This window comes from Paraplanobispora siamensis (genome assembly GCF_016863175.1).
Classification (GTDB): Bacteria; Actinomycetota; Actinomycetes; order Streptosporangiales; family Streptosporangiaceae; genus Planobispora; species Planobispora siamensis.
Map to the genome: position 1 here is coordinate 1 of NZ_BOOJ01000007.1, position 13856 is coordinate 13856.

Genomic DNA, 13856 nt, shown 5'->3' on the forward strand with positions numbered 1-13856 from the left:
CCGGACGCGTCTCACGGGTGGGCTCACTCGCCTCACGGGATGAGCAAGACCCCGCCCACCCCGGAGGCGCCTCCAAATGGGCTCACCGTCCGCTACGCGCCGCCGTACCCCTTCACCCTCAGGACGTACCCGGCCAGGCCTCATCCGGTAGACGGGAGAAAGCGGGGGCGCGCGGTCTCGACTTCGGTGGCCCGCGATGGTGGTATCGGGAATGTCGTACGTCCGTGCCAGGATCGGTCGGTGGGGCGTCACCGCGCCGTGGACGTTCCGATGTCCCCGACGAGAAGGAAACGATGGTGGTTTTCGCGGGTGGCACACTGCCCCCGGACGACGTCGTCGTCGCGGCTCTCCGCGCCGGAGACGAGGCGATGTTCGCAACGTTGCTCGACGCCTGGTCGCGGGGCATGCTGCGGCTGGCCCGCTCGTACGTCTCCACCGGCGAGTCCGCGCAGGAGGTCGTGCAGGACGCCTGGCTGGCGGTGATCGAGGGGATCGACGGGTTCGAGGGCCGATCGTCGGTCAAGACCTGGGTCCACCGGATCCTGATCAACACGGCCAAGAAGCGCAGTGCCCGCGAGGAGCGGGCGGTCCCGTGGAGCAGCGTCTTCGAGCGGGGAGAGGGGGCCGCCGCCGGGCTGTCGGGCTCCGTCGACGGGGTCGAGCTGCCGCCGGCCTTCTGGAAGCGGTTCTCCCCGCTCCGGCCGACCCCGGAGGACGAGGCGCTCGCCTCGGAGGTGCGCGAGCAGATCGCGGAGGCGCTGGCCGGGCTGCCGGCCAGGCAGCGGGTCGTGATCACGCTTCGCGACGTCGAGGGGTGCACTTCGGAGGAGGTCTGCGAGATCCTGGACATCTCCACGGCCAATCAGCGGGTCCTGCTCCACCGCGCCCGGTCGTGGGTGCGGGAGCGGATGAAGGCCTACCTCGAGACGGTGGGACGGCCGGACTAGGTGAAACGGTTCAACATGACACAGGTAAGGCGGTCGGCGTCGTGAAGCGGTTCAGCTGCGGCGAGGTGGTGGAACTCACCCCCGCCTACCTCGACGACGGTCTCGAAGAGCCGGTGCGGCTGCTGCTGGAGGAGCACCTGGCGTGCTGCCGCGAGTGCGGGCGCGACCTCGACCAGTTCCGCACCGTCATCGGCGTGCTCGGCGCACTGCCGCCCGAGCCGTCGGAGAATCTCCGCGAGGACGTGCGCGACCGGCTGATGTCCGCCTTCCGCAGCCGTAAGGGCCACTGAGCCCAGGGACCCGCGCCGCCCGCCCTTCGCCCCGCGCCGCCCGCCCTTCGCCCCGCGCCACCCATCCCTCGTTCCGTGCCGTCGGGCCCTCGTTCCACGCCGCCCGGATCTCGCAGCCGGGACCGTCCGGATCTTTTTTGAAGATCTTTTCTCCATCTCCGTAACGTTCGCGCGCCCGGCGGGTCTGTAGATCCCGTGCGCGTCGGACGGAGGGGGAGAGGATGGCCGGTCTGGTGATCGAGGAGACGCCGATCCGGGACGGTTCGCAGGTGGAGCGCTTCGCGCGCACCTGCTTCGGCGCCTCCGGCGATCGGGTGGGGATCGAGCTGGAGTTCCTGGTCTACGACCGTACGGCCGTCGCCCGCCACGTCCCCATGACCGAGGTCGAGCGGATCCTCCCCGAGCTGCCGGGCGGCAGCCGGGTGACCTTCGAGCCCGGCGGCCAGCTCGAACTGTCCGGCCCGGCAGGCCCGCCCGCGGAGGCGATCGCGGCCCTGGCAGTCGACGTCGGCATCGTGCGCGCGGTCCTGCGGGAGGCGGGCCTGGCGCTGGCCGGGGTGGGCCTGGATCCGGTACGGCCGCCGCGGCGCCAGTTGCGACTGCCCCGCTACGAGGCGATGGCGGAGTTCCTGGGTCGGCCGTACGGCGCGCTGATGATGTGCTCCACGGCCTCGATCCAGGTCAACCTGGACCTGGGCGACCGGCCCGCCGTGCGGTGGGAGCGGGCGCACGCGCTGGGACCGGTGCTGAGCGCGGCCTTCGCCAACTCGCCGCTGCGCGAGGGGCGGCCGACGGGCTGGATGTCGGGCCGCCAGGCCGTCTGGGAGCGCCTGGACCGCACGCGGACGGCCCCGGTCCCCTCCACCGGCGATCCGGTGGAGGACTGGGCCCGCTATCTCCTCGACGCCCGGCTCATGCTGGTGCGCGAGGACGGGGGAGGGTGCCGTCCGGTCCGCGACGGCTCGACGTTCCGCGACTGGCTGGGCGCGCGGGGACGCCCGCCGACCATGGAGGACCTGCTCTACCACGCCACGACGGTCTTCCCCCCGGTCCGGCCCCGCGGCTGGCTGGAGATCCGTTATCTCGACGCCCAGCACCCGGCGGACTGGCCGGTGTGCGCGGCGGTGACGCACGCCCTGGTGACGGACGACCGCGCGGCCGACACGGCGCTGGCCGCGTGCGAGGCCCACCGGGACGCCTGGGTGCGGGCGGCGCGGTGCGGCCTGGCGGACCCGCCGCTGAGACGGGCCGCCGAGACCTGCTTCCGCGCCGCGATCGAGGCGCTGCCCCGGCTGGGGGTTCCCGCGGACCTGGTCGGCCGGGTATCCGCCTTCGCCGACCGCCACGTGACGACCGGGCGCTCCCCGGCCTGCGACCTGATCGACCTGGTGAACCGGCCGGGACGGCACCTGCCGGCCTGGCTGATCGAGGAAGGGCGGGAATGAACGAGGAAGGGCGGGAATGAACGACGTCAAGGAACGCATCGCCGCTGAGCTGGCCGCCGTACGGGGCCGGTCGCTGACGTACACCGACGCTGAAGACGACCTGCTGCTGCGCCAGCACTCGGCGCTGATGTCCCCGCTGGTGTGGGACCTGGCGCACGTCGGCAACTACGAGGAGCTGTGGGTGCTGCGGGAGGCGGGCGGCATCACGCCGCTCCGCCCGGAGATCGACGACATCTACGACGCCTTCAAGCACCCGCGCAGGGACCGCCCGTCGCTGCCCATCCTGGGACCGGCGGAGGCGCGCCGGTACATCTCGGGCGTGCGGGGGCGGGTGCTGGACGTGCTGGACGCGATCGACCTGGAGGACCCCGACCCGCTGCGCCGCGGCGGCTTCGTCTTCGGCCTGGTGATCCAGCACGAGCACCAGCACGACGAGACGATGCTGGCCACGCTCCAGCTGTCGAGGCAGCCGGGCCTGGTCCGCGACGGGCAGCTGCCGCCCGGCCGGGCGGTGGAGCCGGAGGAGGTGTTCGTCCCCGCCGGGCCTTTCGTGATGGGCACCGACACGCTGCCGTGGGCCTACGACAACGAGCGCCCGGCCCACCGGGTCGAGCTGCCCGCCTACTGGATCGACAGGCTCCCCGTCGGCAACGCCGCCTACATCGCCTTCATCGAGGACGGCGGCTACGACGACCCGCGCTGGTGGTCGGCCGAGGGCTGGCGGTGGCGGCAGGAGAGCCGCGCCTTCGCCCCGCTGTTCTGGACCAGGGAGGGCGGCGCCTGGTGGCGCAACCGCTTCGGCCGCATGGAGCCGGTGCCCGTGGACGAGCCGGTCCAGCACGTGTGCTGGTACGAGGCCGACGCCTACGCCCGCTGGGCCGGCAAGCGGCTGCCGACCGAGGCCGAGTGGGAGAAGGCCTGCGGCTGGGACCCCGAGGCCGAGCGGTCGCGGCGCTACCCCTGGGGGGACGAGGACCCCGGGCCCGGCCGGGCCAACCTCGGTCACCGGGCGGCGCGCCCCGCCCCGCTGGGCGCCTATCCGGCCGGGGCCAGCGCCTACGGCGCAGAGCAGATGATCGGGGAGGTGTGGGAGTGGACGGACTCCTGGTTCCTGCCGCACCCGGGCTTCCGCAGCTTCCCCTACCGGGAGTACAGCGAGGTCTTCTTCGGCAGCGACTACCGGGTCCTGCGCGGCGGATCGTGGGCCGCGGACCCGGCCGTGGTCCGCACGACGTTCCGCAACTGGGACTACCCGATCCGCCGGCAGATCTTCTCCGGGTTCCGCTGCGCCCGCTCGGCCTCCCCGGAGCAGGCGTAATGTGCCGTCACGCGGCCTGGCTGGGTGCCCCGCGCACCCTCGCCTCGCTGATCCACGAGCCGGAGTACGGCCTGCTCACGCAGTCCTACGCTCCCCGACTGCAGCGCTACGGCACGGTCAACGCCGACGGCTACGGCATGGGCTGGTACGACCCCGGCCAGGACGAGCCGGTCCGCTACCGCCGTACGGTCCCCGTCTGGGGGGACGCCAACCTGCCCGGCCTGGCGCGCGTCGCCCGCTCGCACTGCCTGCTGGCCGCGGTGCGCTCGGCCACCGTCGGCATGCCGATCGAGGAGACGGCCACCGCGCCCTTCGCCGACGGGCGGTGGCTGCTCAGCCACAACGGCCGCGTCGACCGGGACGCGGTCAGGGACCTCGCCGACGACCTGCCCGGCGGCGCGGAGAGCCCCTGCGACTCCGCGTGGCTGGCCGCCGCGGTGTTCGCGCGGCGGCGCGCCGGGTTCCCGCTCGGCGAGGCGCTGGCCGAGGTCGTCGTCCACGCCGGGGCCAAGGATCCCGGCGCCCGGCTGAACCTGCTCGCCTGCGACGGCGCGTCACTGGCCGCGACCGCCTGGGGCGACACCCTCTTCTTCCACGACTCCCTTCACGGCTCCCCGTCCGATGACCTCCGCGAGGACTCCCTCCACCGCGGAGAGGATCCGGGCGGCGGCGTGCTCGTGGCGAGCGAACCGCTGGACGGACGGCCCGGCTGGCGGGCCGTACCGGAGCGGAGCCTGCTGCTCGTCTCGGCCGGGGACGTCCACCTCCGGCCGCTGTGATCCACCGACTGTGATCCACCGACTGCGACCCGCCGACTGTGATCCACCGGCAGTGATCCACCGACTGTGATCCACCGGCGGTGACCCCCCGACTGCGACCGACCGGCTGTGATCCGCCGGCGCACCGGAAACCGTCACATCCCACCGACCCTGGAGGCTTCATGCCCGTCCGTCAGTCAGCCGTGCACATGATCGACCATCTCGACCGCGACTATCTGCGCCAGGCCCTCGAACACGACGTCCGCACCGGGCTGACGGCGACGCCCAAGTGGTTGCCGCCAAAGTGGTTCTACGACGCGACGGGCAGCGAGCTGTTCACCCGCATCACCCGGCTGCCCGAGTACTACCCGACCCGCAGGGAGCTGGCCATCCTGCAGGCGCGGGCCGGTGACATCGCGGCGGCCTGCGGGGCGGACACGCTGGTCGAGCTCGGCTCGGGGACCAGCGAGAAGACCGTCCTGCTGCTGGAGGCCCTCACCGCGGCGGGGACGCTGCGCACCTACACGCCGGTGGACGTCGACGCGCTCACCCTGGCCGAGGCGGGCCGGCGGATCGCCGCCGGGTTCCCCGGGCTCACCGTGCGGGCGGTCTGCGCCGACTTCGAGCGCCACCTCGGCCTGCTGCCGCGCACCGGCCGGCGCATGGTGGCCTTCCTCGGCGGCACCATCGGCAACCTCGACCCGGCCGCGCGGGAGGTGTTCCTGAAGGACCTGCGCGCCACCCTGCGTCCCGGCGACACGTTCCTGCTGGGGGCGGACCTGGTCAAGGACACCGGCCGGCTGGTGGCGGCCTACGACGACGCGGCCGGGGTGACGGCCGCCTTCAACCGCAACGTCCTGCACGTGATCAACCGGGAGCTGACGGCCGACTTCGAGCCGGACGCCTTCGAGCACGTCGCGCTGTACGACGAGCGGAATGACTGGATCGAGATGCGGCTGCGCGCGACCCGGGACATGCGGGTGACGATCGGCGATCTCGGCCTGACGGCGCGGTTCGCCGCGGGGGAGGAGATGCGCACCGAGATCAGCGCCAAGTTCCGCCTGGAGGGGCTGGGGGAGGAGCTGGCGGCGGCCGGTTTCACGGTGCTGCGCCGGTACACCGACCCCACCGGCGACTTCGCCCTCGTCCTGGCCGGTGCATGACCACCGGTGCCCGGCCGGCGCACGACCACCGGGACCCGGCCGGGAGCGACCCGCGCGGTACGGCGGGCGGCCCGCGGAGCGGGGCCGGGGGCGGTGATCGACCCGGTACGGCGGGCGGCCCGCGGAGCGGGGCCGGAGGCGCTGATCCGCGCGGTACGGGGGCGGTCGCGGCGGCCTGGCGGGCGGCGCGGTCCAGTGTGCCGCCCGGCCACCTCGACGCCGCCGGGTGCAACGTGCCCAGCGACCGGGTGCTCGACGCCGTCGTGGGGCATCTGCGGCGGGAGCGCGAGGTGGGCGGTTACGGCGCGGTGGCGGATCTGGGCACGGCCAGGTCCGCGCTGGCCGCCCTGGTCGGCGCGCACGCGCGCGACGTCGCCTTCCTGGAGAGCGGGACGGCGGCGATGGCGGCGCTGCTCGGCGGGTGGCGGCTGGCCCCGGGCAGCCGCGTCGGCCACACCCGCGCCGAGTACGGCAGCACGCTCATGCTGCTGCGCCGCCTGGCCGCCGAACGGGGGGTGCGCCCGGTCGAGGTACCCGTGGACGGCGACTCCCGCGTCGACCTGGACGCCCTCCGGGAGGTGCTGGCCGGCGGGCTGGACCTGCTGACCGTCCCGCACATCGCCTCGCACCGGGGCGTCGTGCAGCCGGCCCGGGAGATCGGGCGGCTGTGCCGCGAGGCCGGCGTGCCCCTGGTCCTCGACGTGTGCCAGTCCCTGGGCCATGTGGACACCGGCGGCATCGGCGCCGCCGCCTACGTCGGCACGTCGCGCAAGTGGCTGGCCGGCCCGCGCGGGGTCGGCTTCCTGATCACCCCCGGCCTCGCCGGACCCGACCGGGAGCCGGATCGGCTCGGGCGGGTGATGGATGCCGCGGCGCCCTCTCTCGGGGGGCATTTCTGGGTGGGCGGGCAGCCGTCGCCGCTGACGGGTGCGGCCAGGTACGAGAGCGCCGAGGCGTCGATGGCCGCGCGGTCCGGGCTGGGCGTCGCCGTACTGGAGCACCGCGCGCTGGGCCCGGCCGCGCTCCACGCCCGGCTGGCGGAGTTGGGCGTCACGGCCCGGCGGCTGCTGGACGGGGCCGGTGGCTGGCGGGCGGGCGAGCCGCTCGGCGAGCCGTCAGCCGTCGTCACCCTGCGGCCGCCGCCCGGCGCGGACCCGGTGGCGGCGGTCGAGGAGGCCGGGGCCCGGGCGGCCGCGGCGTCGCTGCTGGTGGGCACCGTGCCGGTGGCCAGGGCGCCGCTGGACCTGGCCGCACCCGTGCTGCGCGTCTCGCCCGCCCCCGGCGCGTGCGAGGAGAGCCTGCACGCCCTCGCCCGGATCCTGGCGGGCCGCCCGCTCAGCGCCTGACGAGCCGGTTCAGCCGCTGGAAGGGCACCTCCACGAACCGGTAGGTCACCGTCGCCACGACCAGGGTGATGAGGGTGATGGGCACCAGGTTGGCCAGGAAGTCGCCGGAGAACGGCTTCTGGTCGGTGAATCCGTACCACAGGTAGATCACCACGAACTGCCACAGGAACACGCCGTAGGAGATGCGGCCGAGGAACGCCATCACCCGGTTGCCCAGCAGGCGCACGACGGACGAGTCCCCGGCCGGCGGCAGGGCGGCCGGGGCCAGCAGGCAGAAGGCCACGACGCTGTAGAGGAGGAGCTCGAACAGACCGGACCAGACGCCGTCGATGCCCAGGAAGCGGGTGCCGGTCACCGGGGAGGCCGCGACGGCGTAGGCCAGGGCGGCGACCAGCCACCACGAGCCGGGGGAGGCCGCGACCCCGCGGCCGAAGCGCGCGCCGGCCCCGTCCGGCCGGGCGCGCGTCCAGGCCATGACGACGGCCAGCGCCATGCCCGCGGCGAAGAAGACCAGCGAGCGCGGCAGCCACATGTTCAGGTGGGGCCGGTACTCCGGGTAGTAGGTCAGCACGGTCCACACGAAGGAGATCGCCACCAGCACGCCCAGGCAGGCCAGCAGCCGCCGGGCCCGCCCGTCGGCGTCGGCGCCGCGGCGGGCCACGAGCGCCATCCCGGCCGCCATCAGCGGGAGGGTGACGTAGAAGGCCACCTCCACCGACAGGCTCCACATCTGCGCCAGGCCCTGCGGGCCCAGGCCGTACCACCAGGGGCTGGTGTCGTAGTTCTGGCTCAGAGTGAGCAGCGTCACCCAGGTCCAGGCGTCGGACAGGTGGTCGCGCGACCAGACCAGCATGGCGACGACGACCACCAGCCAGTAGGCGGGCAGGATGCGCAGGGCCCGGCGCCACAGGTAGGCGCGGGTGCGGGGGACCGGGTCGCCGGTCAGCACCGCGGCCGCGTAGGGGCGGTAGAGCAGGACCCCGGACAGGGCGAAGAAGATCGGCACCGCCACGTCGCCCCGGGACAGCAGGGCGCCCATGAACCCGTCCTGCAGGGCGGCTCCCGACTCGCTCGCGACATGGTAGACGAGCACGGTGAAGGAGGCGATCGCACGCACCCCGTCGAGGGCGTCCAGATGTCCGGCGGCTGCGGGAAAACCCGGCTCGACGACGGGTTTCAGCCTAGAACTTGTTTCGGTCACTTTTCCGCATCCCTGGTGACGTGGGTGATCGGCGTCACTAACATACTGGCGAGTAGAACGTGATTTAAGTACATTTCACCCCCCATACCCCTGCATTGCGGGAAGCTCCTCAGGAGGATCAATGCGCCGAGTAGTCGGAGTTGTTCTCTTAGCCATCGGGGCATTCCTCATCGTCCTGGCGCCGCTGATGCGGTTCCAGATCGGCGGCAGTCTCATCGCGGCGCCCGCCGACCAGTACGGGGTCAGCGAGTTGGAGGCGTCGGGAGCCCAGTACTTCAGCATCAAGGACCTCAAGGTGCTGACGGGTGACCTCGGCATCACGGTGACCACCCGTGGAGACGTTTCGCAGGCCCAGGGCGACACCGTCGTCTGGGACGAGTTCACCGCGGTGAACGACGTGACCAACAACAACCCCGGCATCTCGATCACCGAGCGCCGCAGCGCCTTCGACAAGTACAGCGGCGAGGGCGTCACCTGCTGCGCGGTGAACATCGACAAGAAGCCGATCAAGATCGAGGGACAGGTCTACAAGTGGCCCTTCGACGTGGAGAAGAAGACCTACAAGGTGTTCAACGCCACCGCGGCCCAGGCCTTCGACGCCAAGTTCGTCGGTGAGGACCAGGTCAACGGCGTGCCGGTCTACAAGTTCGAGCAGACCGTGCCGCCGACCAAGACGGAGACCCGCTCGGTCCCCGCGTCGGTGATGGGGGTGACCGACGCGACCGGCGACGTCCAGGTGGACCGCGTCTACGAGGGCAAGAACACCTACTGGATCGAGCCCACGACCGGCTCGCCCGTCAAGCAGGAGCAGCAGCGCAACGAGGTCCTGCGGACCCAGGACGGCGCGCACAGCATCACCGCCTTCTCCGCGACCGCGCGGATGACCCCCGAGACGATCAACGGCCTGGTGTCCAACGCCACCAGCGCCAAGAACCAGATCACCATGATCAAGGTGACGCTCCCGCTGGTCCTGCTCCTGATCGGTCTCGCCCTGCTGATCGTCGGCTTCTTCGTGCTCCGCCGCGCCGACGGCGGCCGAAGCGTCAACAGCAAGGCATGACGAGCGACGAGAAAGTGATCGCACGGCCGCCGGCGGACCCGCCGGCGGCCGTGCGGCGGTTCTCTCCCGCCGCGCTGGTGCGGGCCTGCCGTCCCCGTCAGTGGCTGAAGAACGCCCTGGTGTTCGCGGCCCCGGCGGCGGCTGGGGTGCTGGGGACGGCCGAGGGGATCAGGGGATCGCTGATCGCCTTCGTGGCCTTCTGCCTGGCGGCCGGCGGCACCTACCTGCTCAACGACGCGGCCGACGTCGAGGCCGACCGCCGGCACCCCCGCAAGCGGTTCCGCCCCATCGCGGCGGGACTGGTCCCGGTCGTGCTCGCGCGCGTCGTCGGCACCCTGCTGATCCTGCTGTCACCGGCCGTCGCCTCGCTGACCGGCGACTGGCGGCTGCCCGCCGTGGTCGCCGGCTATCTGGCGCTGACCTTCTCCTACACCTTCTGGCTCAAGCACCAGCCGGTGGTGGACCTGGTCGCCGTCGCGGGCTGCCACGTGATCCGGGCCTACGCCGGGGCGGTCGCGGTGGACGTGCCGGTGACGAGCTGGTTCCTGGTGGTGGTCTCCCTCGGCTCGCTGCAGCTCGTGGCGGGCAAGCGGGAGGCGGAACTGCGGGCCGCGGGGGAGAACGCCAGCGGCAACTCCACGCGGGCCATCCTGGCGGCCTACAGCCCCTCCTATCTGGCGCAGGTCCGCACGATGTCGTCGGGCGCGATGATCGTCACCTACTGCCTGTGGGCGCTCAACGACCATCCCGGGCCGTTCTACGGGCTCAGCATCGTCCCCTTCGTGCTCATCGTGCTGCGGCACAACCTCCTGGTGGACCGGGGCATCGGGGAGGAGCCCGAGGAGCTGGCCCTGCGCGACCGGCCCATCCAGATCTTCATCGCCATCCTGCTCGCGTTGCTCGTCACGGGGATCTACCTGACATGACCTCTGCCGTAGTCTCACCGCTATGACCTTTCTGACCGGATGGGGCAGGACCGCCCCGACGCCCGCGCGCCTGGCCAGGCCGCGCTCGGCCGAGGAGGTCGCGGAGCTGGTGCGGCGGGCGCCCGGCCGAGGCGTCGCCGCCCGCGGGCTCGGCCGCTCGTACGGCGACGCCGCGCAGAACGCCGGAGGACTGGTCGTCGACTGCACCGCGCTGATCTCCTGGTCCCTGGACGAGACCACCGGCCTGGTCACCGCCGCCGCCGGGCTCAGCCTGCACGACCTGATGGCCGCGCTGGTGCCCCGCGGCTGGTTCGTGCCGGTCACCCCCGGCACCCGGCACGTGACCGTGGGCGGGGCAGTGGCGGCCGACGTGCACGGCAAGAACCACCACGTGGACTCCTCCTTCGGCGCCCACCTGACCTCGCTGACCCTGGTCACCGCCGGAGGCGAGAGCCGGGTGCTGACCCCCGCCGACGACCTGTTCTGGGCCACGGTCGGGGGCATGGGGCTGACCGGGGTGATCACCGAGGCGGTCTTCCGGTGCATCCCGATCGAGACCTCCCGGGTCCGGGTGGACGTCGAGCGCACCCGCGACCTCGACCACACCCTCGAGACGATGACCGCCACCGACGACCGCTACCGCTACACGGTCGCCTGGATCGACCTCCTGGCCCGGGGCGGCCGGATGGGCCGCAGCGTGCTGACCCGCGGCGACCACGCCTCGCGCGAGGACCTGCCGCGCGGCGCCCGGGGCGGGGACCCGCTGGCGTTCACCCCGGGGTCCCTGCTCAAGGCGCCGCCGTGGGCGCCGAACGGCCTGCTCAACCCGGTGACCGTGCGGGCCTTCAACGAGGCCTGGTACCTGAAGTCCCGGCCCGGCAGCTTCGTCCAGGGCCTGGGGCCGTTCTTCCATCCGCTCGACTTCGTCGAGGGCTGGAACCGCGTCTACGGCTCGCGGGGCTTCGTCCAGTACCAGTTCCTCGTGCCGTTCGGCGAGGAGGCGACGCTGCGGCGGATCGTGTCCCGGCTGTCGGCCGAGAACGTGGTCTCCTTCCTGACCGTGCTCAAGCGGTTCGGGCCGGGCACGCCCGGGATGCTCTCCTTCCCGGCGCCCGGCTGGACGCTGGCGCTGGACATCCCCGCCGGGCGGCGCGGCCTGGCGGAGCTGCTGCGGACCTTCGACGACTGGGTGGCCGAGGCCGGCGGGCGGATCTACCTGGCCAAGGACTCGCGGATGGCGGCCGGGACGATGGCGGCGATGTACCCGCGGCTCGCGGAGTGGCGCAAGATCCGCGACGAGGCGGACCCGGACGGCGTCTTCCGCACGGACCTGGCCAGAAGGCTGAGCCTGTGACGCCGGGCCCGGCCGTCGATGTGACGAAGAGGATGTGAGCCGGTGAAGAACGCCCTGGGCACGGTGGACGCCGTGCTGCTGCTCGGCGGGCGCAGTGAGATCGGGCTGGCGATCGTGGAGCGGCTGGTCCGCGACGGCGCCCGCCGCGTCGTGCTCGCCTCCCGGGACGCGACCGGCGGGGAGCCGCCGGTGATCGGGGAGGCGGAGGTCCACCTGCTGGACTTCGACGCCTCGCGTCCCGAGACGCACGGCGAGGTGATCGACGCCGCGGTGAAGCTGGTCGGCGACCTGGACGTGGTGATCCCGGCGTTCGGCGTCCTGGGCAGCCAGGCGGTCTACGACGCCGACCCGGTGGCCGCCGCCGAGGCGGTCGCGGTCAACTACGGCGGGCACGTGTCGATCGGGCTGCACGCCGCCCGGCGACTGCGCGAGCAGGGGCACGGGACGATCGTGGTGCTCTCCTCGGTGGCCGGGGTGCGGGTGCGCAGGGCGAACTTCGTGTACGGCTCGGCCAAGGCGGGCCTGGACGGCTTCGCCCAGGGGCTCGGCGACGCGCTGCACGGCTCGGGCGCGCGGGTGATGGTGGTACGGCCCGGCTTCGTGATCGGGCGGATGACCGAGGGCATGACCCTCGCCCCGCTGTCCTCGACGCCCGGCCAGGTCGCCGACGCGGTGATCGCCGGGCTGCGCTCGGACGCGGAGATCGTATGGGTGCCCGGATTGCTGAAGCTGATGTTCGCGGTGATGCGCGTGCTGCCGAGAGCGATATGGCGGAAGATGCCACGCTGAACGGAAGGTGCCGCGCTGAAACACGTTCTCGCCTATGTTACTCACTGGTACCGACGAAATGTTCTAGACTAGAACGCGTTGCAGTTTTCGTGGTGTCCGCCGTACCGTGACGTTATGCGGACACGTGTCACGGACATGTTCGGAATCGAATTCCCGATCTTCGCGTTCAGCCACTGCCGGGATGTCGTCGCCGCGGTCAGCCGCGCCGGCGGGATGGGCGTGCTCGGCGCCCTGTACTTCACCCCGGAAGAGCTCGAGATGGAGCTCAAGTGGATCGACGACCACGTCGACGGCCGGCCGTACGGCGTCGACGTGGTCATGCCCGCCTCCTACGCCGGAGCCGACCTCGGCGTCGACTCCGCCGAGGACCTCGTGGGACGCCTGCAGGGGATGATCCCCGAAGGGCACCGCAAGTTCGTCGACGACCTGCTGGCCTCACACGGCGTGCCGCCGCTGTCGGACGAGACCGACGCGGGCAGGGTGCTGCTCGGCTGGACCGACGCCACCGCCCGGCCGCAGGTCGAGGTCGCGCTCAAGCACCCGATCGCGCTGCTGGCCAACGCGCTCGGCCCGCCGCCCGCCGACGTGGTCGAGATGGCCCACGCCAAGGGCGTCAAGGTGGCGGCGCTGGCCTCCACCCCCCGGCACGCGGTCAAGCAGGTCGAGGTCGGCGTGGACGTCGTCGTCGCACAGGGCACCGAGGCGGGCGGGCACACCGGGGAGATCTCCACGATGGTGCTCATCCCGCAGGTCGTGGACGCCGTGGACGTGCCCGTGCTGGCGGCCGGGGGCATCGGCAACGGCCGGCAGATGGCGGCGGGCATGGCCCTGGGCGCCGAGGGCGTGTGGACCGGATCGATCTGGCTGACCGTGGAGGAGGCCGACACCCCGGAGATGGCCAGGCGGCGCATCCTGGAGGCCACCTCGCGCGACACGGTCCGTTCGCGCTCGTGGACCGGCAAGCCCGCCCGGCTGCTGAAGAACGAGTGGACCGACGCCTGGGAGTCGGCCGAGTCGCCGGGCACCCTGCCGATGCCGCTGCAGTTCATGCTGGTCTCGGACGCGCTGCGCAGGATCGGCCGCTCCGACGCCGCCGAGCTGGCCACCTTCCCGGCCGGCCAGATCATCGGGACCATGAACCAGGTCAAGCCGGCCAGGGACGTGGTGTTCGGCATGGTCGAGGAGTACGTCGAGGCCATGGAGCGCCTGGGCCGCCTGACCGCGGACTGAACTCCGGGCTCCGACCGGGCCCGTCAGGC

The 13856-nt window shown here is 72.7% G+C and carries 13 protein-coding genes; 12 read left to right on the forward strand and 1 reads right to left on the reverse strand.

Annotated features, from left to right (window positions below):
• Positions 1-293: 293 nt before the first annotated feature.
• The 7 genes from Psi01_RS02225 to egtE all read left to right on the forward strand — a co-directional run bounded on the left by Psi01_RS02225 (position 294) and on the right by egtE (position 7267).
• On the forward strand, positions 294-947 hold the full coding sequence (locus Psi01_RS02225; protein WP_204062213.1) for an RNA polymerase sigma factor: 654 nt from the start codon (positions 294-296) through the stop codon (positions 945-947).
• Positions 948-988: 41 nt separating this feature from the next.
• On the forward strand, positions 989-1237 hold the full coding sequence (locus tag Psi01_RS02230) for an anti-sigma factor family protein (RefSeq protein ID WP_204062214.1): 249 nt from the start codon (positions 989-991) through the stop codon (positions 1235-1237).
• A gap of 221 nt (positions 1238-1458) precedes the next feature.
• Positions 1459-2682: an ergothioneine biosynthesis glutamate--cysteine ligase EgtA gene (gene egtA / locus Psi01_RS02235; protein WP_204062215.1), complete on the forward strand. Its 1224-nt coding sequence runs from the start codon at positions 1459-1461 to the stop codon at positions 2680-2682.
• A 16-nt stretch (positions 2683-2698) separates the two neighbouring features.
• A complete protein-coding gene (gene egtB, locus Psi01_RS02240) occupies positions 2699-4000 on the forward strand; it encodes an ergothioneine biosynthesis protein EgtB (RefSeq protein WP_204062216.1) in 1302 nt (433 codons plus the stop codon).
• Entirely contained in the window at positions 4000-4779 is a 780-nt protein-coding gene (gene egtC, locus Psi01_RS02245; RefSeq protein ID WP_204062217.1) for an ergothioneine biosynthesis protein EgtC, read from the forward strand. The genes egtB and egtC overlap by 1 nt, the downstream gene beginning before the upstream one ends.
• Before the next feature lie 161 nt (positions 4780-4940).
• Positions 4941-5921, forward strand: a complete 981-nt coding sequence (gene egtD, locus Psi01_RS02250) for an L-histidine N(alpha)-methyltransferase (RefSeq protein ID WP_204062218.1) — start codon at positions 4941-4943, stop codon at positions 5919-5921.
• Complete coding sequence (gene egtE / locus Psi01_RS02255; protein ID WP_204062219.1) at positions 5918-7267, forward strand: ergothioneine biosynthesis PLP-dependent enzyme EgtE; 1350 nt, start codon at positions 5918-5920, stop codon at positions 7265-7267. The genes egtD and egtE overlap by 4 nt, the downstream gene beginning before the upstream one ends.
• Here the strand turns inward: egtE and Psi01_RS02260 are convergent.
• Complete coding sequence (locus Psi01_RS02260; RefSeq protein WP_275424482.1) at positions 7257-8468, reverse strand: acyltransferase family protein; 1212 nt, start codon at positions 8466-8468, stop codon at positions 7257-7259. The two genes, egtE and Psi01_RS02260, sit on opposite strands and share 11 nt — an antisense overlap.
• 121 nt (positions 8469-8589) lie before the next feature.
• On the opposite strand from Psi01_RS02260, the gene pgfA reads away from it, so the two are divergent.
• The 5 genes from pgfA to Psi01_RS02285 all read left to right on the forward strand — a co-directional run bounded on the left by pgfA (position 8590) and on the right by Psi01_RS02285 (position 13827).
• Positions 8590-9528 (forward strand): cell envelope lipid trafficking protein PgfA, encoded by a 939-nt coding sequence (gene pgfA / locus Psi01_RS02265; RefSeq protein ID WP_204062220.1) that lies wholly within the window; start codon positions 8590-8592, stop codon positions 9526-9528.
• Entirely contained in the window at positions 9525-10454 is a 930-nt protein-coding gene (locus Psi01_RS02270; protein WP_204062221.1) for a decaprenyl-phosphate phosphoribosyltransferase, read from the forward strand. Before pgfA ends, Psi01_RS02270 begins: the two co-directional genes overlap by 4 nt.
• Before the next feature lie 22 nt (positions 10455-10476).
• On the forward strand, positions 10477-11808 hold the full coding sequence (gene dprE1, locus Psi01_RS02275; protein WP_204062222.1) for an FAD-binding oxidoreductase: 1332 nt from the start codon (positions 10477-10479) through the stop codon (positions 11806-11808).
• A gap of 42 nt (positions 11809-11850) precedes the next feature.
• Positions 11851-12597 (forward strand): decaprenylphospho-beta-D-erythro-pentofuranosid-2-ulose 2-reductase, encoded by a 747-nt coding sequence (gene dprE2 / locus Psi01_RS02280; protein WP_204062223.1) that lies wholly within the window; start codon positions 11851-11853, stop codon positions 12595-12597.
• A gap of 114 nt (positions 12598-12711) precedes the next feature.
• A complete protein-coding gene (locus Psi01_RS02285) occupies positions 12712-13827 on the forward strand; it encodes an NAD(P)H-dependent flavin oxidoreductase (RefSeq protein WP_204062224.1) in 1116 nt (371 codons plus the stop codon).
• Positions 13828-13856: the final 29 nt, after the last annotated feature.